20 protein-coding genes and 1 pseudogene are annotated in these 26568 nt (G+C 50.4%); 15 read left to right on the top strand and 6 right to left on the bottom strand.

All coding sequences use genetic code 11. The features are described 5' to 3' along the window. Positions 1–23 precede the first annotated feature (23 nt). Positions 24–797: a GNAT family N-acetyltransferase gene (locus H9Q78_RS03800; protein WP_249303679.1), complete on the bottom strand. Its 774-nt coding sequence runs from the start codon at positions 795–797 to the stop codon at positions 24–26. Between the two features lie 192 nt (positions 798–989). On the opposite strand from H9Q78_RS03800, the gene H9Q78_RS03795 reads away from it, so the two are divergent. Together H9Q78_RS03795 and H9Q78_RS03790 are read left to right on the top strand one after the other, a co-directional pair. Continuing rightward, positions 990–2030: an alcohol dehydrogenase gene (locus H9Q78_RS03795; RefSeq protein ID WP_408635195.1), complete on the top strand. Its 1041-nt coding sequence runs from the start codon at positions 990–992 to the stop codon at positions 2028–2030. A 116-nt stretch (positions 2031–2146) separates the two neighbouring features. Beyond that, a complete protein-coding gene (locus H9Q78_RS03790; RefSeq protein ID WP_249303677.1) occupies positions 2147–2515 on the top strand; it encodes a metalloregulator ArsR/SmtB family transcription factor in 369 nt (122 codons plus the stop codon). Between the two features lie 75 nt (positions 2516–2590). Here the strand turns inward: H9Q78_RS03790 and H9Q78_RS03785 are convergent, their stop codons facing one another. The 5 genes from H9Q78_RS03785 to H9Q78_RS03765 all read right to left on the bottom strand — a co-directional run bounded on the left by H9Q78_RS03785 (position 2591) and on the right by H9Q78_RS03765 (position 5978). Further along, a complete protein-coding gene (locus H9Q78_RS03785; RefSeq protein ID WP_249303676.1) occupies positions 2591–3298 on the bottom strand; it encodes a hypothetical protein in 708 nt (235 codons plus the stop codon). Further along, positions 3295–3996, bottom strand: coding sequence for a fluoroquinolone export ABC transporter permease subunit (locus tag H9Q78_RS03780; RefSeq protein WP_249303675.1), 702 nt, complete (start codon positions 3994–3996; stop codon positions 3295–3297). Before H9Q78_RS03780 ends, H9Q78_RS03785 begins: the two co-directional genes overlap by 4 nt. Next, positions 3996–4847, bottom strand: a complete 852-nt coding sequence (locus H9Q78_RS03775; RefSeq protein ID WP_334298678.1) for an ABC transporter ATP-binding protein — start codon at positions 4845–4847, stop codon at positions 3996–3998. Before H9Q78_RS03775 ends, H9Q78_RS03780 begins: the two co-directional genes overlap by 1 nt. Continuing rightward, positions 4840–5436, bottom strand: coding sequence for a TetR/AcrR family transcriptional regulator (locus H9Q78_RS03770; RefSeq protein WP_249303673.1), 597 nt, complete (start codon positions 5434–5436; stop codon positions 4840–4842). The genes H9Q78_RS03775 and H9Q78_RS03770 overlap by 8 nt, the downstream gene beginning before the upstream one ends. Before the next feature lie 356 nt (positions 5437–5792). Continuing rightward, a complete protein-coding gene (locus H9Q78_RS03765) occupies positions 5793–5978 on the bottom strand; it encodes a hypothetical protein (RefSeq protein ID WP_249303672.1) in 186 nt (61 codons plus the stop codon). 342 nt (positions 5979–6320) lie between these two features. Between H9Q78_RS03765 and H9Q78_RS03760 the strand changes: the two genes are divergently transcribed. The 13 genes and pseudogenes from H9Q78_RS03760 to H9Q78_RS03700 all read left to right on the top strand — a co-directional run bounded on the left by H9Q78_RS03760 (position 6321) and on the right by H9Q78_RS03700 (position 26559). Beyond that, the gene (locus H9Q78_RS03760) at positions 6321–8927 is read left to right on the top strand and encodes a heavy metal translocating P-type ATPase (RefSeq protein WP_249303671.1); all 2607 of its coding nucleotides are present in this window, start codon (positions 6321–6323) and stop codon (positions 8925–8927) included. Positions 8928–9079: 152 nt separating this feature from the next. Next, complete coding sequence (locus tag H9Q78_RS03755; protein ID WP_249303669.1) at positions 9080–13144, top strand: efflux RND transporter permease subunit; 4065 nt, start codon at positions 9080–9082, stop codon at positions 13142–13144. After that, positions 13137–13754, top strand: a complete 618-nt coding sequence (locus H9Q78_RS03750) for a TetR/AcrR family transcriptional regulator (protein ID WP_249303668.1) — start codon at positions 13137–13139, stop codon at positions 13752–13754. The genes H9Q78_RS03755 and H9Q78_RS03750 overlap by 8 nt, the downstream gene beginning before the upstream one ends. 30 nt (positions 13755–13784) lie before the next feature. Then, positions 13785–14039 carry a Smr/MutS family protein gene (locus tag H9Q78_RS03745; RefSeq protein WP_249303667.1) on the top strand — a complete coding sequence of 85 codons (255 nt, stop codon included), beginning with the start codon at positions 13785–13787 and terminating at the stop codon, positions 14037–14039. A 130-nt stretch (positions 14040–14169) separates the two neighbouring features. Continuing rightward, positions 14170–15780 carry a xylulokinase gene (locus H9Q78_RS03740; RefSeq protein WP_249303666.1) on the top strand — a complete coding sequence of 537 codons (1611 nt, stop codon included), beginning with the start codon at positions 14170–14172 and terminating at the stop codon, positions 15778–15780. Between the two features lie 107 nt (positions 15781–15887). Beyond that, positions 15888–16403 (top strand): spore maturation protein, encoded by a 516-nt coding sequence (locus tag H9Q78_RS03735; RefSeq protein ID WP_147597053.1) that lies wholly within the window; start codon positions 15888–15890, stop codon positions 16401–16403. Positions 16404–16532: 129 nt separating this feature from the next. After that, complete coding sequence (locus H9Q78_RS03730) at positions 16533–17042, top strand: MarR family winged helix-turn-helix transcriptional regulator (RefSeq protein WP_249303665.1); 510 nt, start codon at positions 16533–16535, stop codon at positions 17040–17042. A 21-nt stretch (positions 17043–17063) separates the two neighbouring features. Continuing rightward, positions 17064–18811: pseudogene (locus H9Q78_RS14565) on the top strand (ABC transporter ATP-binding protein). Next, positions 18804–20747 carry an ABC transporter ATP-binding protein gene (locus H9Q78_RS03720; RefSeq protein WP_249303664.1) on the top strand — a complete coding sequence of 648 codons (1944 nt, stop codon included), beginning with the start codon at positions 18804–18806 and terminating at the stop codon, positions 20745–20747. The pseudogene H9Q78_RS14565 and the gene H9Q78_RS03720 overlap by 8 nt, the downstream one beginning before the upstream one ends. 458 nt (positions 20748–21205) lie before the next feature. Then, positions 21206–21550, top strand: coding sequence for a hypothetical protein (locus H9Q78_RS03715; protein WP_249303663.1), 345 nt, complete (start codon positions 21206–21208; stop codon positions 21548–21550). 155 nt (positions 21551–21705) lie between these two features. Next, a complete protein-coding gene (locus H9Q78_RS03710; RefSeq protein WP_249303662.1) occupies positions 21706–23355 on the top strand; it encodes an amidohydrolase in 1650 nt (549 codons plus the stop codon). 12 nt (positions 23356–23367) lie between these two features. After that, positions 23368–24354 (top strand): LacI family DNA-binding transcriptional regulator, encoded by a 987-nt coding sequence (locus H9Q78_RS03705; RefSeq protein WP_249303661.1) that lies wholly within the window; start codon positions 23368–23370, stop codon positions 24352–24354. A gap of 270 nt (positions 24355–24624) precedes the next feature. Beyond that, complete coding sequence (locus tag H9Q78_RS03700; RefSeq protein WP_249303660.1) at positions 24625–26559, top strand: PTS beta-glucoside transporter subunit IIBCA; 1935 nt, start codon at positions 24625–24627, stop codon at positions 26557–26559. Positions 26560–26568 lie beyond the last annotated feature (9 nt).

Here is a 26568-nt window from a genome sequence, read left to right as displayed (position 1 = left end):
GTCATCAGACTCTGGCGGTCCTTTTATTTTTTTGGTTCATAGAGATAGGCAGTATAAGCTGTATCCCGATGATAACCAAGTTTTTCGGCAAGGGAGACGGAGCGAAGATCGTGGGCGTCCCAGCTTGGATAGAGGTTCCGTTCCATACATCGGAGAATCAGAAGAGAAGCGCAGGCACAGGCAAGCCCCCTGTTCCGATGTTCCCTTTTGGTATCCACTTCGATTTCTATGCCTTCCCGATATACAGCATAGGAGGAGGCTCCGGAAACCAGACGGCCTTTATAAAGGGCGGCAGCTCCAATTCCCATGGACTGATATTGCTGGTAAGAAGAAAAGTTGGAGCAGAGATCTTTGGACCATTCTTCATCCAGGGCCATGTGATAAAGCGATTCATCGATCATGGTCAGCTGATAATCGTCAGGGATGGCGTTTACATAAGAGAGGAGCCGGTCACGGTCAAATATGCCCGGTTCTTTTTTTATGGAATACCTCTGGAACTTGGAAACGAAAGATCCACATGTCTGTTCGATACACGTTTCCCATGAGAGGTCCTGAGGGATGAGCAGCGCCGGGTAATGAGGAAGATTCTCTGAAAGAGCGGGAATCAGCTCCGGGCAAGGAAGGCCCGCCAGACAACAAAAATCTCCAACGATGATCCTGGCAGAACGGGGAGATTCTGCCGAGTCGGCCCACGCTTTTCCCATATAGCCCTGAAGGCATGACCAGATCATGGTTTCATTCCAGCCTTCAAAGAGGGGAAGGATAGAACCGATATTATCACGTTCAATAGGTATCATTTTGTACCTCCTTAATAAGTTCTTTTCATCATAACAGAAACGTAAGGATATGTAAACTCATGAAGGATAGGGAAACTGGACTTGCCCGAGCGGCTCTGTTATACTGTATATAAGATAAATGTTTCAGCAGAGCCGGTAAGGCTTTAAAGAAACAGGATAGTTAGGAGAACAGATATGCGGGAGAAGGAAAAGATGCTGGCCGTGGTCTATGTAGGCAGAGAAAATGTGACGCTGCAGACAAGGGAGCGTCCGGTTATCCAGGATAAAGAAGACGCAATTGTAAAAGTGACTCTTACTACCATATGCTCCAGCGATATCCATATTAAGCACGGAGCGGTCCCGAGGGCGGTGCCCGGGGTCATACTGGGACATGAATTCATAGGAACCGTGACTGAAACCGGAGAAGCGGTGAAACAGATAAAGCCAGGAGACCGGGTGGCTGTAAATGTAGAGACTTTCTGTGGAGAATGCTTTTACTGCAAAAGAGGATTTGTGAATAATTGCACCAATGAGAACGGCGGATGGGCACTGGGATGCCGGATAGACGGAGGGCAGGCAGAATATGTCAGAATACCTTTTGCCGACAACACTCTGACAGCTATTCCTGAGAACGTGACGGACGAACAGGCTTTGTTTACAGGAGATATTCTGTCCACGGGCTATTGGGCGGCGAAGCTGGGGGAGCTTAAGCCCGCAGATACGGCGGTGGTCATCGGAGCCGGCCCTACAGGGCTGTGTACGATGATGTGTGCAAGACTGTACAGTCCGTCAAAGATCATTGCACTGGATACAGATAGGAAAAGACTGGAGACTGCAAAAGAGCAGGGGCTGGCGGATATAATTCTGTCCCCCGGAAGAGAGGATGTGGTAAAGAGAATCCTGGAAGAGACTCATGGAAGAGGCGCTGACGCCGTATTTGAGGCAGCGGGAGGCAGCGATACATTTGAACTGGCCTGGAAGACGGCGAGGCCGAACGCGGTCGTGGTCGTAGTGGCGATGTATGAAGAGGACCAGATTCTTCCCCTTCCCCAAATGTATGGAAAAAATCTTACCTTTAAGACCGGAGGAGTGGATGGAAGCGACTGCCAGGAGATCATGGATCTGATAGCCTGCGGCAGGCTGGATCCCAGTTTCCTGATCACCCACAGATGCCGCCTGGAAGAAATCATGGGGGCATATGATATATTTGAAAATAAAAGAGAAGATGTTTTGAAATTTGCTGTAAAACCTTGAGTCTTAAAGCTTTACCCAGGGAATCTGGTTGACAGTTTTCCGGACCGGTAGTAGACTTATGTTGTTGATATTTTGTCAGGATTCCATATTTGATATGATAAACGGAGGTAACATGGATGAAACAAAAGGAAGAATTTGAGGTGCCGGTCTGCGACTATATCCATGCAAATCCTGAACTGATCGCCTCTTTAAAAAAGCAGACGCCGGATGAAGAAATTCTCATCCGCCTGGCAGAATTATTCAAGATTTTCGGCGACCCCACCCGGGTCAAGATCTTATATGTTCTTCTGGAGCATGAGATGTGCGTATGTGATATCGCCCAGCTCCTTTGCATGAGCCAAAGCTCCATTTCTCATCAGCTTCGGATACTAAAGCAGAGTTCCCTGGTGAAGTTCCGGCGCGACGGAAAAACCGTTTTTTATTCGCTGGCGGATGAACATGTAATGACTATATTAAATCAAGGTTTTGATCATGTGACAGAATAGGGATTTCCCTTTCTGTCACTTTTTTTATGTTCACCCGCAATAGGCGGGGGTTGTCGGGGGAGTGCCCCGGTGTTGTCATACTCTTTTCAAAAATCTTCTTGTGAATAAAGCTATCCAGATAAAGCTGGTTAACACTCCAAGCAGGAACATAAAGAAATCTGCTCCGTCTGCCAGGAGCTTCCCTATCCAGAAGGATGGGAGAAAAGCCATGAAATAGTGATATGGGGCAGGCACAAACCATACTAAAATGAGTCCCATAAAGCTGAGTCCCATCATTTTTGAAAGTGCAAGTCCCTCTACACGGTTTCCGGCGATGGATGCGACCATCATCGCTAAAGAGATTCCGGTAAGACTGCTGATGATGGAGGATAAAAAAATAATCTGCAGCGATAAGGATGAGAGGTTTAACAGGAAAGAAACAGTTATCGTGGCAGCAAAAGCCCATATCATGGGAATTCCAATGCGCGCAGATAAATAGGAATACCCCTCCGCAGGAGTGATCTGGTAAAATGCGCTCAAGCCCTCATCCCGTTCTTCTAAAAGCAAAAATGCCGATATTATTGCTGTGAATATAGGAGTCAGGCAGATCATCATACCGTCCGCCAGGCCATACCAGGCGATAATGGAGAACTGGTATTTGGCTGTCAGGATATGGTTGAGAAAGGGAATGACGAACTTAAAAAAGACCCCGGCCAGAAACGGCGCTGGAATAAGGACGATCAGCATGCCATCCTTTGAAATCTGTTTTAAGCCTATTTTAAAAAGCCTCATTGTCTGTTTCAAGTGTTTTTCTCTCCTTCTGACCGCAGGGCGGTTCCAATGCGCTTGTTTGTGAAAAATAATGCGGCGGCGAGCCAGAGAATCAGACTAATCCACATCCGGCAGCTAAAAACTTTCCCCGAATCGATGGAAGCGGCCAGCAAACGCCACAGCGCCGTCCCCGGAAACAGCTCCAAAAGAGGATGAGCTATTCCAAACGCTGTCAGTACAGGCGGCATTGACAAAAGCACTGTGGGAAGTGCGACGATCATCATATAATGATTTACCGAGCGGGCATAAGACGCGGCTGTCAGGCCTATGAGATTAAAGACGACGGCTCCTGTGAATACACTGAAAGACAAGAAAAAGAAATGGATCGGGCCTTTCATGGAAGCCAGTATGATGAGGTCGGCCGATATCGTTGATAGTAATGCCAGGGATAGGGACTTTGATAATACATACTCTACGGTACGGAGGGGAGAAATACTCCAAAAGCTGTGGAGGCCTTCTCCTTTTTCCAGAAGCCATATCCCGCCGATAAAGAAAAGGCCAAGCATTGCGGGATCAGTCAAAATGACGAGGGAGGCTGTTATCTTTTTATATTCTGGCGGGATTACCAGCAGCACGGCGATATAGACCAGGCTGAAAAAAGCATACAGAAAATAAAAACCATATTTTATCTGGAAATGGATATCGTTTTTCAAGGTATTTAGGAATCTCATTACAGGCCCCTTCCTGTCAGCTCAATAAATATATCCTCAAGCGTCTGTTCTTTAGAATGGATACTTGTCAGAGTACCTTTTTGCAGCGCGGCCTGAAAGTCCTCAGCATGGGCCAAATCGGAAAGAGCACATACGTTTTGTTTCTCTTTTTCATTGTCCAAAAACCGGTATTCTACTTTTGTGTCTGCTTTGCACTTGCGTAAAGCATGCGGTGTATCGATTGCCTTGATCGTTCCGCCGGCAATAAATGCGACACGGTCGCAGAGCTCCTCTGCGTCATGCATGTTGTGAGTTGTTAAAAGGATGGTCTTGCCCATCTTTTTTTGTTCCAGGATCATATCCTTTAATATTCTTGCGTTTGCAGGATCAAGACCGCTGGTCGGTTCATCCAGAAAAAGAAGCTTGGGATCATGGAGCAGAGAGCGTACAAAACCAAGCCTCATCTTCATGCCTTTAGAATAGCTTGAAACTTTTTTGTAACCATCATGCTGAAGCCCTACCTTTTCCAAAAGCTCCAGAGGATCACTTGTCCTGCGGGAATAGAGGGAAGCAAAATAAGTCAGGTTTTCCATGGCCGTAAATTTACTGTAAAAGTTAGGAAATTCAAAATCTACGCCTATATGTTCATAATAGTCGTGTGCCCTGTGCTTCATCTCCGTACCAAAAACACGAACACTGCCGCGGTAATCCCGAAGGGTTCCCGTCAGTATTTTCTGCATGGTGCTTTTTCCAGCGCCGGACGGACCAAGAAAACCAAAGATTTCCCCTTGTCTTACATCAAAGGTAATTCCCCTGATGGTATCGTATTTAGAAGAGGGATATTTTAGAAATACATTCTGCACCTCAATCACTTTCATCGCTTATGATCTCCTTCAATACGCCGTCTAAAATGATTCTCATTACGGCCTGCTGATCGGAGGAATCGTCCTGCTGCAGATTGAGGAAGCTGACCGCGAGCGTCTGTAATGTTTTTGCGGCAGTCTCAATTCCGCATGTAAAATGAACGCCGTATTCCTGCAGCCTGATCAGCTCGCAGCTGTCATCCTTTGTATGCGCTTCGATTACTTCGCGGGGAAGCTTGCGGTACAGATGTTCAGCCGTCTCGCCGTCTGCTTGTTTTAGCATGGGATAACGTTTAAGCGCCTGAAACATCCAGAGAAAGCACTGTCTGCAGAGTTCTCTCGGCGGCAAAGAGCGGTTTTCATCCAGAAATTCATCCATTTCCCGCCACATTTTTGTCTGCAGATTTCCTGCGATATCCATATAAAGATGCTCTTTGCTGGGATAAAAGGAATAGAAGGAACCTTTGGCGATGCCGGCGGCCCGTACGATTTCATCAATGGACACCTTTTTAATGCCGAATGAAGTAAACAGCCGTTCACCCTCCTGCATCAATTTTTGTCTTATCATTTTTTTCTCCGTATCGCTGAATCTTGGCATGATCGGCCTCCAAATATATATGACTAAATAATTTTATATGGTCATATATATCATATCGCTCTTGCATTGGATTGTCAATGAAAACGGAATCATTTCTTTCGTTCCTAATTCAGCATAGCAAATATTTAGAGTTAGACCTTGACGCACGAAGTGCGCCTGCCCGGAGGGCATGAATTAAGGGGTGCCCTTGGGTATGATACAAAACACTTTTTGAAATCATTCCTAATAGGCTCCGAATAAGTTCCAGTCAGACACCGGCAGAGGTTCCGGACCGTCACGATTTTGGTTCGCTGGCGATGCAGGGGCCGCTTTAATCCTGCTCCGGGAGTACCGCTCACATATCAATGGGAAAATCTTTATGATTTCTCGTCTCCGGTTCGCTCAGAAACGGAATCGGTATTTTTCGTTTCTGCCTCCCTCCACCTGGGGAACACCGGCCGCTGCTCTGCGGCGCTCACCTTTAGGCCGGCCCGGAATCTTTTTGCCTCACCATTTCGGATGACTTCCATTCTCCTGATTTCATTAAAGTATTGGATATCCACACGGCCCGCGCGCCTTACGGCAGCGGGCCGCGGTGGACCGCCCCAATGGTTTTTAAAACGAATGAGAGCTTATTTCGGTGCGAGAAGAAGAGCAAGAGGAAGGATTCGATTCCATCGTAAGGTGAGCGCCGCAAAGATCCTGGTTACGGCTGCCAGCGAGCCGCCTGGATGGAATCGGATTTCCTCTTATATTGTAAACCAGACAAAGAAAACTTGTTTAAAAGGTATTCAAAGGTATATTTCCGAATCTTTTTTCAAAATATGTTGACAATAAGCGAAAGAGCGTTTATGATAATGATATACCCAATGGGGGTATATGAACGACTGGAAAGGAAAAGCCATATGAAACAGAAATTTAATGTGACTGGAATGAGCTGTTCTTCCTGCTCTGCCAATGTGGAAAAGAGTGTCAGAAAGCTGCCTGGCGTGAAGACAGCCGCGGTGAACCTGCTGTCAAACAGTCTTGTGGTAGAATATGAGGAGACCGCGCTTGATGATGATGCCATTATCTCGGCAGTGGTCCATGCGGGCTACGGCGCTTCCGTGGCGGGCAAGGAAAGCGGAAAGAAAAAGGGCGGAGATGTCAAAGAGAAGAATCCCGTAGAGGAACAGCTTAAGAACATGAAATACCGCCTGATTGTATCCATTTGTTTTATGATCCCGCTCATGTATGTTTCCATGGGGCATATGATCGGACTGCCTCTCCCCGGCTTTTTATCCGGACATCAGAATGCCGTGGGATACGGTATGACGCAGTTCCTTCTGACGCTGCCGGTTATGTATGTGAACCGAAAATATTATCAGGTGGGCTTCAAAGCGCTGTGGCACAGAGCTCCCAATATGGATTCCCTGATAGCCATCGGTTCGGGCGCGGCGCTGGTCCATGGGATCGCAGCCATTTATATGATGGGATATGGGCTTGGCATACAGGATATGGAGCTGGTGGCCAGCTATCATATGGATCTGTATTTTGAATCCGTATCCATGATCCTGACGTTGATCACCGTAGGAAAATATCTGGAGACCAGATCCAAGAGCAAGACCAGCGACGCCATATCGAAGCTTTATGATCTGGCGCCGAAGACGGCCACTGTTATACGTGACGGAAAAGAAGAAGAGATCCTGGTGGAGGAAGTGGTCGCTGGGGATATCCTTGCAGTCCGGCCCGGCCAGAGCATCCCGGTGGACGGGGTGATCGTAGAAGGCCAGGCATCCGTTGACCAGTCAGCCCTGACCGGAGAGAGTATTCCGGTGGAAAAGGGAGAGGGCGATACGGTAATCGCGGCCACCATAAACAAGAATGGATATTTCACCTTCCGGGCGACGAGAGTCGGGGATGATACCACCCTGGCGAAGATCATCCAGCTGGTGGAAGATGCCAACAGTTCCAAAGCCCCCATTGCCAAATTAGCAGACAAGATCGCAGGAGTGTTTGTACCTGTGGTCATCGCCATCGCCCTGCTGGCGACCATCATCTGGGTTCTTGTGGGCGCGACCTTTGGATTTGCATTGTCCATCGGTATTTCTGTACTGGTGATTTCGTGTCCCTGTGCCCTCGGGCTTGCTACACCGGTGGCTATCATGGTCGGGACCGGTAAGGGAGCCGAGAACGGAATCTTGATCAAATCGGCAGAATCCCTTGAAGTGGTCCATTCTGTAAAGACGGTTGTAATGGATAAGACCGGGACGATCACCGAAGGAAAGCCGAAGGTGACGGATATTCTGCCTCTGGAGCCAAAAGCTTCGGATGGAAAAAAAGAAAAGCTGGATGAGAACAGCCTGCTCTTGATGGCCGCTTCTTTGGAAAAACCTTCAGAGCATCCGCTGGCGGAAGCCATTGTAGAAGAGGCGGAAAACAGAGGACTTGAATTTTTGCAGACGGAAGGATTCCAGGCAGTTTCCGGCAGAGGGATAAAGGCGGTGCTCTCGGAAAAAGCGTGCCTGGCCGGAAATCAGAGCTTTATGGAAGAAAACGGAGTAGATGTGGCTGAGGCAGAATCCACCGCCCATCGGCTGGCTGAGGAAGGAAAGACACCGCTGTTTTTTGCCAGGGACGGCGTCCTCTGCGGTATCGTAGGAGTAGCCGATGTGGTGAAGCCCACCAGTGAACAGGCCATCAAAGAACTGGAACACATGGGAATCGAGGTGGTTATGCTGACCGGCGACAACGAGAGGACAGCCAATGCCATCAAGAACCAGCTGGGTATCAGCAAGGTCATTGCCGAGGTGATGCCCCAGGATAAGGAAAAGGCGGTCCGGGATATACAGGAGTCGGGCAGACGTGTCGCCATGGTCGGAGACGGCATCAACGATGCGCCGGCGCTTGCAAGGGCCGATGTGGGCATTGCCATCGGGGCAGGTACGGACGTGGCCATGGAATCCGCGGATATCGTCCTTATGAAGAGCGACCTTTTGGACGTGGTGACGGCAATCCAGCTGAGCAAATCCGTACTGCGAAATATAAAGGAGAATCTGTTCTGGGCCTTTTTCTACAATAGTATTGGTATTCCCCTGGCAGCCGGTGTTTTTTATAACCTGCTTCAGTGGAAGCTGAACCCTATGTTTGCGGCCGCCGCCATGAGCCTCAGCTCTGTCTGCGTTGTCAGCAACGCGCTGCGCTTAAAAGGCTTCCGGACAAAGTTTGCTTTTCATACGGAAGCGCCGACGAAGGAGATTTCCTGTCCGGACGGTTCTTGTATAAGAAAACCCATAGAAGAAAAGAGTAAAGGAGAAGATGAGACTATGAAGAAAATCATGAAGATCGAAGGAATGAGCTGTAACCACTGTAAAATGAGCGCGGAGAAAGCGCTGAACGCCATAGAAGGCGTGACCGCTGAGGTGGATTTGGAAAAGAAGCAGGCAGAGATCACCCTTGAAAAAGAGGTAGCGGATGAAACCCTGAAGGCAGCCATCGTGGAGGCCGGCTTCGAACCCGGCGAGATTCAATAAAATTCTCGTTTGTGAGAAAATTTATAGAAATTTGATAATTTGAGAAATTGACTTTCACTGGATTGGAGCATATAATTTGTTTCAGGGAAGCCGACCGACTAGCCGGTCGGCTTTTTTATTTCAGCAGAAACAAACATCAGGAGGATTGGACGATGATTGCGAAATTCAGTGTGAAGAAGCCCATGACGGTTTTTGTGGCCGTGGTGCTGATCTTGATTCTGGGGGTGGTGTCTTTTACAGAGATGACGCCGGATCTTTTGCCCAGCATCAACCTGCCCTATGCGGTGGTAGTGACCACGTATCCCGGAGCGAGTCCGGAGGAAGTGGAAACGACTGTGACGAAACCGGTGGAGCAGTCCATGGCAACCCTTAACAACATAAAGGAAGTGAGTTCCACATCCAGCGAGAATGTATCTCTCGTGATTTTAGAGTTCAACGATGACGTGGACATGGATTCCATAACGGTGGACGTGAGGGAGAAGCTGGACCAGATCGAAGGCTATTGGGATGATACGGTTTCTTCACCTATCATAATGAAGATCAATCCGGATATGCTTCCCATCGTAGTTGCTTCTGTGGATGCGGACGATATGGGAGTGGCCGATATCTCCAAGTATGTGGAAGAGACGGTCCAGCCAGCCCTGGAGGGGGTCGACGGCGTGGCCAGCGTCAGCGCGTCGGGCCTTCTGGAGGAGCAGGTGAACGTCGTCATCCGGGATGACCAGGTGGAAAAGGTCAATGACCGTCTGAAATCCTCCATATCCGATTCTTTGTCCGAGGCGGAGGATGCGCTCAACGAAGCGGAGGATAAGATTTCAGAGGGAAAGGCTCAGCTGGAGAGCCAGACGTCCCAGTTCCAGAGCGGGATGGTACAGGCGGACCAGGCGCTCAGTGAGGCCAGAATGCAGATCCTCCAGGGGGAGATCGCTCTGGAAAATGCGGAGAAGGAGCTGGCTTCCAAGGAAAGCGAAGCTCTTTCCCAGGCGGGATATCAGAGCATAGATGAGATGGAAGCGGGACTTACCTCATCCTTGGAACAGATTAACAGCCTTCTTTCTCAGGAAGCTTCCATAAGGGATGGACTCACCCAGCTGGAGGCGGGGATTTCGCAGATAGACAATGGGCTGGAACAGGTAAAGGACGGTAAGGCGGTTCTGGAGGAACAGCCGGATCTAAAGGCGGCCAGAGAGGGCTTTGAGGCCATGAAAGCCCAGGGAATCATCGATGACGACGGCAATCTGCTGATTCCGGAGGATACTCCCGGGTATGCGGAGACGGCCGCAGAAGCGGCGGCGTTGAAAGCCGGCGTCGATCTGTACCGTTCAAAGCTGGCGGAGCTCACCGCCGCAGAAGCAGATCTGACCTCCCAGAGAGAAGCGCTGGTTTCGAAGAAGACAGAAGCGGAAGCGGCCGTCGCTCAGATTGATAAAATAAAGAAGGAAGGAACGGCGGCCCAGATCACATCGGCCCTGGAGGGAATCCAGGCGCTCCGGGCAGGGAAGAAGCAATTGGCTTCTACCAGGGAGCAGCTGACTTCAGCGAAAGACACCTTGATCGCTAAGGCGCAGGAAGCCGGGATGACCAAATATGAGGCGGAGTCACAGCTGGCAGAGGCAAAACGGCAGTTGGAGGACGGAGAAAAGGAGCTGGATGAACAGCGGGAGACTTTTGAATCATCCAAGGAAAGCGCCCTTGATGCCGCAGATGTGACCGATAAACTGACGGCAGACATGATATCCCAGATTCTGACAGCGCAGAACTTCTCCATGCCGGCCGGCTATGTGACAGAGGACGGCATACAGTACCTGGTCCGGGTGGGGAATAAGCTGGAGGATGTGGAGGAGCTTAAAAATCTGGTCCTCTTTGACCCGGATGTGGAAGGAATGGAGCCGGTCCGCCTGTCGGACGTGGCGGATGTCTATAAAAGCGACAACAGCGCGGATATTTACGCGAAAATAAACGGAAATGACGGTGTGGTGCTTTCCATAGAAAAACAGCCGACTTATGCTACCGCGGATGTGGCGGAGGCTGTCCAGAAGAAATTTGAGGAGCTGGAGAACAGCCATGACGGGCTGCATTTTACCATGCTGTCAAACCAGGGGGATTATATCCATCTGGTGGTGGATTCGGTGCTCAGCAATCTTCTGTACGGAGCGATCCTCGCCATTCTCATCCTTCTGTTCTTCCTGAAGGATCTGAGGCCGACGATCATCATTGCCTGCTCCATCCCTATCAGTGTGATCTTTGCCATCGTACTGATGTATTTTTCCGGCGTTACGCTGAATATGATTTCTCTTTCTGGTCTTGCGGTGGGCGTGGGAATGCTGGTGGACAATTCCGTGGTAGTCATCGAAAATATTTACCGGCTGAGAAATAAAGGAGCCTCTGCGATACAGGCGGCGGTCAGCGGTACCGTACAGGTGGCGGGGGCTATCACCTCTTCCACGCTCACGACAGTCAGTGTGTTCCTGCCGATCGTATTTATTAAGGGAATGACCAGGCAGCTGTTTACGGATATGGCGCTGACGATCACCTACTCGCTGGCGGCCAGCCTGATCGTGGCCGTGACGCTGGTGCCCGCCATGGCTTCCGGGATGCTGAAAAAGCAGAAGGAAAAGTCCCACAAATGGTTTGATTTTATGCTGAAGGGATATGAAAAAGCCGTGAGCTGGTGTCTTAGACACCGTGTGGTGACGCTTCTTGCGGCTGTCGGAATGCTGGTGTTCAGTGTGATCGCGAGCATGAGCCGAGGCACCGCCTATATGCCTGCCATGGACAGCACACAGATTTCCGTTTCCCTCTCCATGCCGGAGGGCTCCGGTACGGAAGATACCAAAGAAATGGCGGATGAAGTGATTGAACGGATCATGTCTGTGGATGGCGTGGAAACAGTCGGGGCCATGATGGGAGGAGGCGGGATGATGTCCTCCATGTCAGGCGGGAGTTCTTCGGAGAGTGTTTCCATATATGCGATCCTCGAAGAGGGAAAGACGGTGTCCAGTCAGAAAATCGCGGGAAAGATTGAAGAAGCCTGTGCAGATCTGGACTGTGAGGTCACCGCAAGCGGCTCTTCCATGGACATGAGCGCCCTGGGAGGCTCCGGCGTAACCATGAAAATCGAAGGACAGGATTTGGACGCGCTCCAGGAGGCGGCCAAGTCGGCGGCCGAAAAACTGGCGTCTATAGAGGGTATCACAGAGGTGGATGACGGGATCATAGATCCGACTCCTGAGCTTCGTATCGTGATAGATAAGGAAAAGGCCATGCTTCAGGGCGTTACGGTCGCCCAGGCTTATATGGATCTGCAGAAAGCTTTGAAATCCAGCAGCGAGGCGACGGAGCTTACGGAGAATTCAGGCGATTATCCGGTGATCGTGGACGACGCTTCAATGGAAAATATGACTACGGAAGACATCCGGAACTATATATTCACAGTGACCGGCATGGATGGAACAGAGAAAGAGATCGCACTCAAGGACATTGCGACGGTAGAAGACGCACAAAGCCTTTCTTCCATTAACAGAGAGAGCCAGAGACGTTATGTGACTGTGAGCGGCCAGGTGGCCGACGGCTACAATGTAGGCATCGTGAGCCGGGAAGTAGAAAAAGAGTTTGAGGATTTCCAGCTTCCCGATGGCTGCAGCCTGGTGTTCGCGGGTGAAAATGAGACCATCATGGAGGCCATGGGCCAGCTGATTAAGATGCTGCTTATTGCCGTCGCTTTCATTTATTTGATCATGGTAGCCCAGTTCCAGTCCCTGCTGTCGCCCTTTATCGTTATGTTCACGATTCCTCTGGCGTTTACAGGCGGTTTCCTGGGTCTGTTCCTGACCGGAAAAGAGGTCAGCGTCATTGCGATGATAGGATTTGTCATGCTGGCAGGAATCATCGTAAACAACGGCATCGTGCTGGTGGATTACATCAATCAGCTGAGAAAAGAGGGGACCGATAAGAGGAAGGCCATCGTAGAGGCCGGCGTTACCCGTATGCGTCCTATTTTGATGACGGCTGTCACGACGATCCTCGGTCTTATGACCATGGCAATCGGAGTGGGGACCGGAGCTGAAATGATGCAGCCTGTGGCGATCGTCACCATCGGCGGGCTCACTTACGCGACGCTTATGACGCTTTTCGTGGTACCGGTGCTGTATGATATTTTCAACCGCAGGGAAATGCGGGTCATCAAGGAAGAAGAGCTGGTGGTATTGGATGACTAATGAAAAGGAATTGTCCGGTAAAAAAGAGGCCATCTATGGCAGTGTCTGGAATATCTACGTCGGAGGGAAGGATTTAGGGCTGATCCGTATGGGAGAGATCTCCGAGGCGTCCGGTATTCCGAAGGGTACGATCTATGAATATTTTCGCACGAAGGATCAGCTGATCGCTGAAGCCGTGATCTGGTCCATCGGACAGGAGGTCTCCGCTCTCTGTGAAAGAGTAGAAAAGGCGGAGAACTTCGATCAAAAATGGGATATGGTCTTGGAATGGGTGCGTTCTCCGGCAGCTCAGTCCATATTGATGATCGATTTCATAAGCGGGGATAAAATGCCGGAGAGTCTGAAGGGAGAATTGATGCGGCTTCACAGGGAGACGTGCTGCGGAGACGATACTGCGGTCAGGGTCATGAATACTCTTTTGGAAGCAGGGCAAAGAGACGGCGTCCTGGAAAGCCGCGGAAGCCATCTGGCAAGACGCTCTATTCTGTACAGCGCCATCGCTCCGGTGCTGATGTACGGCAAGAAACGGGAGGAATTTAAAGATACGCCGTGGGAAGAGGTTAAGGCGTACTCCAAAAAGCTTCTGGTCGTAGCGTTTAAAAAGGACTGAGAAAACGAAACAGAGGAGGAAGACATAGATATGGCGGGGCTTTCAATGGGAATCGTGGAGGTAGACATCCATGGCATGAATCGTTTCCAGGCAAAGAACCTGATCGCAGGCAGACTAAAGCGGGCAGGCGGCGACATTTACCGCATCCGGGTCATACACGGCTACCATAACGGGACGTCTTTGAAGGAGATGGTGCGGAAGGAATTCCGGGGTCATCCAAAGGTCCTGCGAGTGGAGGCCGCCATGAATCCAGGGGAAACGGACCTTGTGCTGAGAGAATTTTAAAATGGCCTTCCGGCTTCTCAAGCGGAGCTTTCTATACAAAACCTTAAAAATATGGTACACTGGGGTCAGTGGGAAGCCATAAAAAAGGCAGACCGAATAGGAAAATCAAAAGTTGGGAGAGGGTACGCATATGACGGAGAATCGGAACATGGTAAAGGAAGAGATCGTAAGCGGGAAAACGATCCTGGGCATTGAATTTGGATCGACCAGGATCAAGGCAGTGCTGATCGGGAAGGATCATACGCCTCTGGCATCGGGAAGTCATGACTGGGAGAACCGCTATACGGACGGGTTTTGGACCTACACGCTGGAGGATATCTGGACGGGGCTTCAGGACTGTTATCGGAAGATGGCGGATGAAGTAAAGGACCAATATGGAGAAACTCTCCGGTCGGTGGGGGCTGTCGGCTTCAGCGCCATGATGCACGGCTATATGGCCTTTGACGGTCAGGGGAATCTCATGGTGCCGTTCCGCACCTGGAGGAACAGCAATACGGGAGAGGCCGCAGAAAAGCTTACGGAGCTGTTTCACTACAATATACCCCAAAGATGGAGCATCGCTCACCTGTATCAGGCGATGCTGAATGGGGAAGCCCATGTGGAGAAAATCGATTTTATTACGACCTTAGCCGGATATGTCCACTGGAGGCTGTCGGGAGAGCGGGTGCTGGGCATCGGAGACGCCTCAGGCATGTTCCCGATCGATACGGAAAAAAAGGAATATGACAGGACGATGATGGCGGCCTTTGACCGTCTTGCGGAGGAACAGAAGCTTCCGTGGAAGCTTGAGGATATTTTGCCGCAGATACGCCTTGCCGGGGAGGCGGCGGGAGTCCTCACAGAGGAGGGAGCCAGGCTTCTGGATCCCAGTGGGGAGCTTTCAGCAGGAATTCCGCTGTGTCCTCCCGAGGGCGACGCAGGCACCGGAATGACGGCTACCAACAGTGTGGCGAAGCGCACCGGAAACGTATCTGCGGGAACCTCTGTTTTTTCCATGATCGTACTGGAAAAGGAGCTGAAAAAGGTATATCCGGAAATAGACTTAGTGACGACGCCCTCCGGAAATCTGGTCGCCATGGTGCATGCCAACAACTGCACCTCGGATCTGAACGCCTGGGTTGGATTGTTCCGGGAATTCGCGGAATGCATGGGAGCCGAAACGGACATGACAAAGATTTATTCTGCTCTGTATCATAAGGCGCTGGAAGGGGACAGCGACTGCGGAGGCCTTCTTTCCTACGGCTATCTGTCAGGGGAGAATATCACCGGTCTTTTAGAGGGAAGGCCCTTATTCGTTCGGACTCCGGAAAGTAAATTCAGTCTGGCTAATTTTATGAGGACGCATCTGTATTCTTCCCTGGGAGCTTTGAAGATAGGGCTGGATATCCTGTTCCAGAGCGAACAGGTCAAGGTGGATGAGGTTCTGGCCCACGGTGGTCTTTTTAAGACCAAAGGAGTGGGACAGAGAATTTTGGCGGCTGCCATGAACACAGATATATCTGTGATGGAGACGGCCGGTGAAGGAGGAGCCTGGGGAATCGCTCTTCTGGCGGCCTACCTGGTTCAGAAAGAGGAAGGGGAAAGCCTGGAAGATTATCTGGACAAAAAGGTATTCTCCGGGAAGGACAAAGTGCGTATGTCTCCGGACCCGGCAGACACCCAAGGCTTTGAGGCATTTATGGAGACATATAAGACAGGGATCAGAATTGAAAAAGCTGCCGTGGACTGTCTCCCGTTATAAAAAAGGTACCGGCGGGAACGGTTATCCTGACGGACAACGGCTTAAACAGGAATGACTGAGGCGGGCTCCCGCATACCATGTAGAAATGGTGTGCGGGAGTTCTTTTTATGATTTATTTTTCCAATCTGCTCATCCCCATGGTGGTGTGCTATATTGCAGTTCAGGGGCTGCTTGCGGGCAGGCCTATTTTCGAGGATTTTATCCGGGGGGCAAAGGACGGTCTTAAAACTGTGGCGGGGATTCTTCCTACGCTGGTAGGGTTAATGATCGGCACCGGCGTTCTCCGGGCTTCCGGTTTTCTTGATACGCTGGCGGTCCTTTTGTCAAAGATCATTTCCCCTTCTTTTCTCCCTTCCCAGGTGCTTCCAGTGATTCTGGTGAAGCTTTTCTCCTCTTCGGCAGCAACGGGCCTCGCCCTGGATATCTTCAAGGAGTTCGGGCCGGATTCCCTTTCCGGAAGAATGGTATCCATAATCTTAAGCTGTACGGAGACCGTTTTTTATACCATGAGTGTGTATTTTATGAGCGTGAAGATCAAAAAGACCCGGCACACGCTTCCTGGGGCGCTTTTGGCCACCTTCGTGGGAATCATAGTCAGTGTGGTGCTGGCAGTCCGGATGTGACAGGAAAATATAGAAATAATAATCAGGGATTGACAATAAAAAAAGTGTATGCTAATATTGTTCGGGATAGAACAATTAGGCACAGAACTATTGGGAGGATTCGCCATATGATAGAAGAGGAAAATATAAATGAAGAGTGGTAAGGAAGAACAAGACACAGATCGAAATAAGGAAGAGCAGTGGAGGATGGAACACATCGGGTTTGAAATAAAGCAGGCTGCGAAACTGGTGAACCGGCATATTGGGAATACCGCGTCGGTCAAGTATGCGAAGCAGGTGACCGGGACCCATGGCTGGATCCTTCGGTATCTTTATGAGCATAAGGATGAGGACATGTTCCAAAAGGACATCGAAAAACGGTTTGATATCCGGCGTTCATCTGCTACGGGATTGCTGCAGCTGATGGAAAAAAACGGGCTGATCTATCGGGAGCCGGTGGATTATGATGCAAGGCTTAAACGGATCGTGATGACGGAGAAAGCAATATCCATTCATGAATCTATTTCCAGAGAAATCGACGAGGTGGAGAGACAGGTATCCAGGGGACTGTCCGAGGAAGAAATCCGGATTCTCCTGCAGGTGCTGGATAAGGTACAGAGGAATCTAAGCAGTGCCGAGAGGCCGGAAAAGAAAGAATAAACAGGAAATGAGGGAGACAGAATGATAAAACGACTTGCGAAATGTATCAGACAATATAAGAAGGATTCTATCCTGGCCCCGACATTCATTGTGGGAGAGGGAGCGCTGGAAGTAGTCATCCCGCTTCTGATGGCCAGACTTATAGATAACGGCATCGACAGAGGAAGTATAAGCTCCATCTTACAAATTGGGGGCCTGCTGGTGATCTGCTGTGTGGCTTCTTTGACCTTTGGAGCGCTGGCCGGCAGGCATGCCGCCAGGGCATCGGCCGGTTTTGCCAGGAACCTGCGCCATGATATGTATTATAAGGTGCAGGAATATTCTTTTGCCAATATTGATAAATTTTCCACCGCCAGTATCGTTACGAGGCTGACAACGGATGTGACCAATGTGCAGAATGCCTTTCAGATGATGATTCGTATGGCGGTGAGAAGTCCAATCCTCCTCATCTTTGCCTTGTTCATGGCGTTTGGGATCAGTCCTAAGCTGACGATGATCTATGTGTGCATCATTCCGTTTTTGGGCGCGGGGCTCTTTGTCATCGTGAAATATGCCCACCCGCTGTTTGAACGAACCTTTCGGACTTATGACAAGCTGAATACTGTGGTACAGGAAAATCTTCACGGCATCCGCGTGGTCAAATCTTTTGTGCGGGAAGAGCATGAGCAGGAGAAATTCGGGGAAGTGTCCCGCAGCATTTACAAGGACTTTACGAAGGCAGAACGCATTGTGGCCTTTAATATGCCCCTTATGCAGATAAGCGTTTATACTTGTATGCTGCTGCTGTCCTGGATGGGAGCCCGCATGATAGTGGGAAGCCGCGGGATGGCTGGAGGAATGACGACAGGGCAGCTGATGAGCCTGATCTCGTATGCCATGCAGATTCTGATGAGTCTGATGATGCTGTCCAATTTCTTTGTCATGATGATCATTTCCAAAGCGTCGCCGAGCGTATCGTGGAGATTCTGGATGAGGAGAGCGACCTTCAGAATCCGTCCTTACCTCTTAAAGAAGTGGAAAATGGAGCAGTCTCCTTTAAGGGAGTATCCTTCAGCTATACGAAAAATCCGGCAAAGCTCTGCCTGAAGGATATAAATTTGGAAATCTGTTCAGGAGAAACGGTTGGCATCATCGGAGGGACCGGGTCGGCCAAGAGTTCTCTGGTCCAGTTAATACCAAGGCTTTACGATGCGACCGTCGGTTCTGTGGAAGTGGGAGGCCGCGACGTGAGGGAGTACGATATTGAGACTTTGCGAAATGAAGTGGCGATGGTTCTCCAGAAAAACGTATTGTTTTCCGGCACCATAAAAGAAAACCTCCGCTGGGGGAATCCGGAAGCGTCGGATGAGGAAGTCATTCATGCCTGCAGACTGGCCCAGGCCGACGATTTTATACGGGAATTTCCTGACGGCTATGATACCTATATTGAGCAGGGAGGCTCCAACGTCTCCGGCGGACAGAGACAGAGGCTTTGCATCGCCCGCGCCCTTCTCAAAAAGCCGAAGATTCTGATTCTGGATGACTCCACCAGCGCGGTGGATACAAAGACCGACGCGCTCATCCGTAAGGCTTTCCGGGAGGAAATTCCGGACACGACGAAATTTATTATCGCCCAGAGGATTTCTTCCGTAGAAGACGCCGACAAGATCATAGTCATGGATGGAGGAACGGTCCATGGGTTCGGCACTCATGAGGAACTGATAGAAAAAGATAATATTTACAGAGAAGTATATGAATCTCAGGTGAAAGGAGGGCGCAGCGATGAATAACAATAAGCTGAATGTGAAAACCGCGAAACGGCTGTTCGGCTATATCGCAGGACAGAATAAGATTCAATTCGCGCTGGTCCTTATCTGCATTTTTCTGAGTACGATGGCAAATGTGGCGGGCTCACTGTTTTTACAGATCCTGATCGACAATTATATTGAACCGCTCCTTCTGGAGGCGGCGCCTGTCTTTGACGGACTGGTGCGGGCCATTCTGACCATGGCTTTTATATATGCGGCGGGCGTGGTGTCTACTTTCTTTTATAACTGGCTGATGGCCGGGATCTCTCAGGGGGTTCAGAAGCGCATCCGGGATAAAATGTTCGCCCATATGCAGACGCTGCCGATCCGGTATTTTGACACCCATACCTTCGGGGATGTAATGAGTCATTATACCAACGACATTGATACGCTGAGGCAGATGGTATCTCAGAGCTTCCCGCAGCTTTTGTCTTCCTGTATGACCATTGTCATGGTTTTCTGTGCCATGCTGTACACAAGCGTCTATCTGACCTTATTCATCCTGGTGACCATCACCTGTCTGATACTGGTTTCTAAAAAGGTGGCGGGGAAAAGCGCATCATTTTTCATAAGACAGCAGAAATCTCTCGGAGACGTCAACGGTTATATTGAAGAGATGGTAAGCGGACAGAAGGTCATCAAGGTGTTCTGCCACGAGGAAGAGGCCAAGGAGGAATTTGACAAAAAGAACGATGAGCTGTGCAGGAATGCGTCCAGCGCCAATACATTTGCCAATATCTTAGCTCCGATCACAATGAACCTGGGCAACCTTCAGTATGTTCTGCTGGCTGTATTTGGGGGACTGCTGGCCGTAAATGGGATCGGCGGCCTGACCTTGGGGGCGATTGCTTCCTTCCTTCAGCTCTCTCGAAGCTTCACTATGCCCATTAACCAGATGTCCATGCAGATAAACGCCATAATCATGGCACTTGCAGGAGCGGAGCGAATATTCCGTCTCATTGATGAGGAACCGGAGGCCGATGACGGATATGTGACCCTGGTCAGGATCCGGGTGAAGGAAAGCGCTCCCGAAGAATACCGGAAGGTACGAGAGGCCGGGACAGGAGGGGGCGATGAGCTTCCGGAACAGATACCGGCTAAATTCGTGGAAGAGACCTCGGATCGAAACGGCATGTGGGCCTGGAGGCATCCCCATGAGACAGGAGAAGTCACTTATACCAGGCTGACCGGAGACGTGAGGTTTTTCGATGTGGACTTCGGATATGAGGAGAATAAGATCGTCCTTCATAATGTGAGCCTTTATGCGAAGCCGGGACAGAAGATTGCTTTTGTCGGCGCCACCGGCGCCGGAAAAACCACGATTACCAATCTGATCAACCGGTTCTACGACATCGATGACGGAAAGATCCGGTATGACAATATCAACATCAACAAGATCAAGAAGACGGACTTAAGGCGTTCCCTCGGAATCGTGCTTCAGGATACGAACCTGTTCACAGGAACGGTCATGGAGAACATCCGCTATGGAAGGCTGGACGCCTCCGATGAGGAGGTCCGGAGGGCCGCGAAGCTGGCCAATGCCGACGGTTTCATAGAGCGTCTGCCGGATGGATACGATACGATGATCACAGGAAACGGCGCCAATCTCTCCCAGGGGCAGAGGCAGCTGCTCTCCATCGCCCGGGCAGCAGTGGCCGATCCGCCGGTCATGATACTGGATGAAGCTACTTCCAGTATCGACACCAGGACAGAATCCATTGTCCAAAGAGGCATGGACAGCCTGATGAAAGGACGGACCGTCTTCGTGATCGCTCACCGTCTCTCCACCGTGAAGAATTCCAATGCGATCCTGGTTCTGGAGCATGGAAGAGTCATAGAACGGGGAAGCCACGAACAGCTGATAGAAGAACGTGGAAAGTATTACCAGCTGTATACAGGGGCCTTTGAACTGGAATAGCGGCAAAGATTTGAGTTTTACGGAAAAACATGGTAAAATCAGGTGTGACAGCCGGAGCAGGAAGAAATTGCTTCTTGCCCGGCTGTTTTTGTTTGATACCATGACGCATGAAGTGCGCCTGCCCGGAGGGTATGAATTAAGGGGTGCCCTTGGGTATACCTTTGAATACTTTTTAATCAAGGTTACAAAAAGGAAACAGAGGAGCAGAAGAAGATCCGCTTCCATCCAGGCGGCTCGCTGGCAGCCGTAACCAGGAGCTTTACGGCCTCTAGTCGGTCCTTTCCAACTGACATGGATAAATTGATATTTTTCCATGTCAGATTCCAACAAAAACCAGTATGATATACGGTTTTTGCCTCCCTGCGGCCGGGAAGATCCTGCTAACGCCTTTGCGGCGCTCACCTTACGATGGAATCAGATTCTTCTTTCTGTTCCTCTTTCCGCACCGTGGTAAACGCGTGCTCGCTGTAAAAACTATTGGTGCGGTCCATCGCGGCCCGCTGCTTTATGCGCGCGGGCCGTATGGACGGCCGATTCTTTTTGGGATTGAAAAGCTGGAACTCATTCAGAATAGTGCGGCAGGCAGAGCACCGGCAGAAAGAGTCTGGGCCGGCCTAAAGGTGAACGACGCAGGGCAGCGGCCGGTGTTCCTCGGGCGGAGGGAGGCAGAAACGGAAATACCGATTCCGTTTCTGAGCGAACCGGAGACGGGAAATCGTCCTGATTTCCTGCCGACATGTGAGCGGTACTGCCGGAGCGGGGATAAAGCGGCCCACTGCATCGCCAGTGAACCGAAATCGTGACGGCACGGAACTTTTGCCGGTGTGTGAACAAAAGCCTACGGAAGCGATTCTAAAAAGTATTCAAAGGTAAGAACTATGTGATAGAATCCTGGTGTTTTTGGCTATACTACCCTTAGCTGCTGCAGGATATGATCCGAAAGGAAAAGGAGGAGCACATGAAACAGATTTATCACGGGAATGTTTTGACAATGAGTGAAGATATGAGGAGGTCTGTCCGGGAAGCAGAGAACGCTGTTTTTCCCGATGGGATTTTGACGGAGGACGGCATCATCAGGCGGGTGGGGAGCTTTGATGCGCTCCGGAAGGAGGCGCCGGAGGCAGAGGTGTTTGACTATGGAAACGGCACGATTCTGCCCGGTTTCATCGACGGGCATTCTCATCTGAGCGCCGTGGCGTATAGCATGATCCTCTTTAACGCCAAGCCTTCTCCTTCCGGAAACTGCGATACACCGGAACAGCTGATAGAAGAAGCAAAAAAGTTTCTCCGCACCATTACCCTGGAGCCGGGCCAGTGGTTTCTGGGGCTGGGATATGACAACGCGGTTTTTCCGGGAGAGAGGCATCTGACCAGACAGGAGTTGGATCAGATCTCAACGGAGATTCCCATTGCCATCACCCATGTATCCGGTCATCTTTGCGCGGTAAATACAAAAGCCATGGAGCTCTATGGCTATGACAAGCCGGGCTGTGACGTGCCCGCAGGCGGAGAAGTGGATGCTTCGGGACTGCTGAAAGAAGAAGCGTTCCTGTCGCCTGCCAAGGCGTCCGTTGTAAAAGGGCCGTCTCCCGCTCAGCTCATGAAGGCGCTGGAACAGGCGTCGGATTATTATGCTTCCTTTGGAATCACTACCATGCAGGATGGAAAGGTGAGGAAGGGAGAGCTGGAACTTCTGAAGGCGGCAGGCAGGGCAGGCGCCATCCGCGGCGATGTGGTGATCTACCTTGCGCCGGAGACGGCGGAGGAATATCTGCCAAAACAAAATCCGGCTGAAAACCTCTATGAGTCCCACTGCAGGCTGGGAGGGGCAAAGATTTTTCTGGACGGCTCTCCCCAGGGAAAGACCGCCTGGCTCTCTATGCCGTATCATATCGTGCCGGAGGGGCAGCCGGAGGATTACTGCGGGATGCCGGTGCAGGAGGAACAGGATGTCCGGGAGTTCTTTGAAAAATGTATCCGGAATCGGTGGCAGGTCAATGTCCATGCCAATGGAGACGCAGCGATCGAACAGATGCTGCGGTGCTATGAATACGCCCTCATGGATACGAAGAAAGGAAGCGGCGGGAATGAAAACCTGCGGCCGGTGGTGATTCACTGTCAGACGGTGAGAAGAGAGCAGCTGACCCGTATGGCGAAGCTGGGAATGACGGCCAGCTTCTTCCTGGATCATGTATATTACTGGGGAGATTACCATTACAGCTCGGTTCTTGGAGCGGAGCGGGCATCGGTGATCAGTCCTCTGCGGTGGGCGGAGGAAGAGAAAATTCCATTTACCCTCCACCAGGATTCCCCTGTGGTGGAACCAAATATTCTGTTTTCCATTCATAATGCGGTGAACAGGCGGACAAAGGAAGGCCGCGTTCTGGGGGAGAATCAGAGAATATCTGTCCTGGAAGCGCTGGAGGCCGTGACAGTCCACGGAGCATACCAGATTTTTGAAGAAGGGTCAAAAGGGGCCATTGAACCGGACAGGCGGGCAGATTTCGTGGTATTGGAGAAGAATCCTCTGGAGACTCTTCCGGAGGAGATAAAGGATATCCGGATAACCGCCACGGTAAAGGATGGAAGGATCATATACGAAAGATAGGAGAGAAAAATCTTGAATATCAATGAAATTGCAAAGCTGGCAGGCGTTTCCAGGGCGACGGTTTCCAGATACCTGAACGACGGCTATGTCAGCGGAGAGAAAAGAGAACGAATACGTGAAGTTATAGAACGGACAGGATATAAGCCTTCCGCCCAAGCCCAGATGCTCAGGACGAAGCGGACGAAGCTCATCGGCGTGATTATCCCAAAGATAAATTCTGACGCAGTGGGCAGGATGGTGGCGGGAATCGGAGAAGCGCTGAACCGTCATGGTTTTATGATGATTCTGGCGAATACCAGCAATGATATCCGGGAAGAATTAAAATATCTATCATTGTTCAAAGACAATCAAGTGGACGGCGTTATCTTTATAGGAACCGTCTTCACGAAGAAGCATAAAGAGCTTTTAAAGGAGTACAAGGTTCCGGTTGTCATACTGGGACAAAGGTTGCCGGGATTTTCCTGCGTGTATCAGGATGATTACCGGGCGGCGAAGGAGCTCATGGATAAAATGCTTCCTTCAGCTTCGCAGGTCGGATATCTGGGCGTCACACAGAAAGATGAGGCTGCCGGACACAGCCGGAAAAAGGGGTTTGAAGAGGCGCTTAAAAAATGTCAGTGCAGCTGCCCTCCGGAATGGCACAGAGAAGTGGCTTTCAGTATGGAAGCAGCTTATGAGCAGGCAAAAGACTTGTTTCAGGAGGCGCCGGATATTGACACAGTCTTTTGTGCTACGGATACCATTGCGGCCGGAGCTATCACCCTTTTGAGGGAGAAAGGGAAACGGATTCCGGAGGATGTACAGCTGGCAGGCTTTGGCGATACGGCCATGGGAAAAGTGCTGACTCCAAAGCTCACAACCGTACACTTTTATTATAAAAGAAGCGGGATAGAAGCAGCGGATATGCTGATTGAGCATCTGACGTCCGGCGAGACTGTCTGCCGTGAAGTCAAAATGGGCTTTGAGATCGTGGAAGAGGGGTCGGTCCGCACCAGATGAATCCTTGCGTCATTTCTTCGGCGCCGGATAGCCGGCGCCGCCTGTCTTTGGCAATTCTGCACAATTCAAAAGAAAAAAATTGTAGAAAACGTTGATTTACAAAAGGCGATATTATGTTACAATGAAATAAAAATATGAGAACGTTCTCATATGTAAATCTCTATTTGTCAATATTTTGTTTAAAATATCCTATATATAAAGGATTATACGCGAGAATAAATATGAGAACGGTAACGGCAAAATGCGGGTTTCAAAAACCGGGAGGTCTTTATGGATTACAGAAAAGCGGCACAGGGCGTCTATGACGGGATTGGCGGAAGGGATAATATCGTATCAGCGGCTCATTGTGCTACAAGGCTTCGCTTAGTCATAGCAGATAATGACAAATGTGACAAAGAAGCCATCGAAAATACAGAAGGAGTGAAAGGGGTGTTTTTTTCCTCCGGACAGCTTCAGGTCATTTTCGGCACGGGTACAGTCAACAAGGTGTTTGAAGAATTCATTTCCATCGCCGGCATTTCCGGCGCCAGCAAAGAAGAAGTGAAACAGGCGGCCTCCGCCAGGCAGAGCCCTTGGAAACGGATGATCAAGACCCTTGGGGACGTATTTGTGCCCATTATTCCGGCCATCGTCGCCAGCGGCCTTCTCATGGGATTGCTGGAAGGACTCAGTAAAATATTTCCGGCAATGGCGCAGTCAGGCACTTATACCATTATCCATCTGTTCAGCAACGCAGCTTTTGTATTTCTGCCCATTTTGATTGGAATAAGTGCGGCCAAGACCTTTGGCGGGAACATCTATCTGGGGGCTGTGATTGGTATGATCATGATTCATACGGATCTTTTAAACGCCTGGTCGGTGGCTTCTGCTGAAACAATCCCTACGGCTGCAGCTTGGTTTGGGCTTTATGATATCCGTTTGGTGGGATATCAAGGACATGTGATTCCGGTCGTGATCGCCGTATGGTTTATGAGCAAGCTTGAAAAAAAGCTTCATAAGATCATACCGGAAATTATCGACCTTTTTGTGACGCCTTTGGTTACGGTCCTGGTGACCGGGTACGTCACGCTCACCATATTTGGGCCGGTGTTTTCCTGGATTGAAACGGGAGTCTTAAACGGTGTGCAGTATCTGATCACGCTTCCTTTCGGCATTGGGTCGGCTTTGGCCGGCGCCATCTACGCGCCGACGGTAGTGGCTGGCGTCCACCATATGTATAATGCTTTGGAAGCCGGGCTCCTGAGCGCCAACAATCTAAATACCTGGATGCCTATCGCCACGGCGGCCAATGTGGCGCAGGGCGCGGCAGCCCTTGCTCTGGCGGTGAAGACAAAAAATAAAAAATTAAAATCGACGGCGTTTCCGTCTTCCTTATCTGCATTTATGGGAATCACAGAGCCGGCTATCTTCGGAATCAACCTGCGCTATACGAAATGCTTCGCGGCAGGCTGCATCGGGGGATTCTGCGGAGCGCTGGTGGCGGGGATTACCGGAATCGGCGCGTCGGCTTACGGAATCACTGGTATATTCGGCTATTTGATCACCACCGAATATGCGATTCCTTATACTCTTGTCATGGCGGTTTCCTTTGCGGTGGCTTTCGGAATCTCCTGGTTGTTATATAAGGAACCGAAACCGGAAACGGCGCGGGAAAGTAAAACGATGGAAGCAGGAAAAGCCGCGGATGAAATTTCAGAGGCTCCGGATGGGGCGGTACAGAAAATGGTCGGTAAAGAGGCCGGACCGGCAAAGGAAATTGTATACAGCCCTTTGTCGGGAAAGGTGATACCCATGAGGGAAGTGCCGGATGAGACATTTGCAGCGGAGGTCCTCGGGAAAGGCTTTGCCGTTCATCCAGAGGAAGGTACGGTGACTGCGCCCTTTGACGGAACGGTTGAAACCGTTTATGAAACCGGTCATGCGATCGGACTGACCGGAAAAGGAGGCGCAGAGCTTTTGATCCATGTGGGAATCAACACTGTTGAACTGAACGGAACGTATTTTGAGGTCCATGTGTCTGAGGGGGACGAAGTGAAGACCGGACAGGTTCTTCTGACCTTTGATTTGGAGAAAATCCGGAAAGCAGGATACGATCTGACTACTCCGGTCATTGTGACGAATACAGACGATTATCAGACGGTGGCGCCGAATCTGTCCGTGACTGGGAAACGGTCGGAGCCGGTTCTGGAGCTGGAACGAATATGAGGACGCGGT

Origin of the sequence: Qiania dongpingensis (assembly GCF_014337195.1) — a bacterium.
GTDB lineage: Bacteria > Bacillota > Clostridia > Lachnospirales > Lachnospiraceae > Lientehia > Lientehia dongpingensis.
This window is presented reverse-complemented; position numbering and strand designations above follow the sequence as displayed.

Coding starts and splice junctions, on each gene's coding strand:
- H9Q78_RS03770 (WP_249303673.1), bottom strand. CDS start 5,436: ATGCCAAGATTCAGCGATACGGAGAAAAAAATGATAAGACAAAAATTG.
- H9Q78_RS03800 (WP_249303679.1), bottom strand. CDS start 797: ATGATACCTATTGAACGTGATAATATCGGTTCTATCCTTCCCCTCTTT.
- H9Q78_RS03755 (WP_249303669.1), top strand. CDS start 9,080: ATGATTGCGAAATTCAGTGTGAAGAAGCCCATGACGGTTTTTGTGGCC.
- H9Q78_RS03740 (WP_249303666.1), top strand. CDS start 14,170: ATGACGGAGAATCGGAACATGGTAAAGGAAGAGATCGTAAGCGGGAAA.
- H9Q78_RS03735 (WP_147597053.1), top strand. CDS start 15,888: ATGATTTATTTTTCCAATCTGCTCATCCCCATGGTGGTGTGCTATATT.
- H9Q78_RS03730 (WP_249303665.1), top strand. CDS start 16,533: ATGAAGAGTGGTAAGGAAGAACAAGACACAGATCGAAATAAGGAAGAG.
- H9Q78_RS03790 (WP_249303677.1), top strand. CDS start 2,147: ATGAAACAAAAGGAAGAATTTGAGGTGCCGGTCTGCGACTATATCCAT.
- H9Q78_RS03710 (WP_249303662.1), top strand. CDS start 21,706: ATGAAACAGATTTATCACGGGAATGTTTTGACAATGAGTGAAGATATG.
- H9Q78_RS03720 (WP_249303664.1), top strand. CDS start 18,804: ATGAATAACAATAAGCTGAATGTGAAAACCGCGAAACGGCTGTTCGGC.
- H9Q78_RS03750 (WP_249303668.1), top strand. CDS start 13,137: ATGACTAATGAAAAGGAATTGTCCGGTAAAAAAGAGGCCATCTATGGC.
- H9Q78_RS03700 (WP_249303660.1), top strand. CDS start 24,625: ATGGATTACAGAAAAGCGGCACAGGGCGTCTATGACGGGATTGGCGGA.
- H9Q78_RS03760 (WP_249303671.1), top strand. CDS start 6,321: ATGAAACAGAAATTTAATGTGACTGGAATGAGCTGTTCTTCCTGCTCT.
- H9Q78_RS03795 (WP_408635195.1), top strand. CDS start 990: ATGCTGGCCGTGGTCTATGTAGGCAGAGAAAATGTGACGCTGCAGACA.
- H9Q78_RS03745 (WP_249303667.1), top strand. CDS start 13,785: ATGGCGGGGCTTTCAATGGGAATCGTGGAGGTAGACATCCATGGCATG.
- H9Q78_RS03780 (WP_249303675.1), bottom strand. CDS start 3,996: ATGAGATTCCTAAATACCTTGAAAAACGATATCCATTTCCAGATAAAA.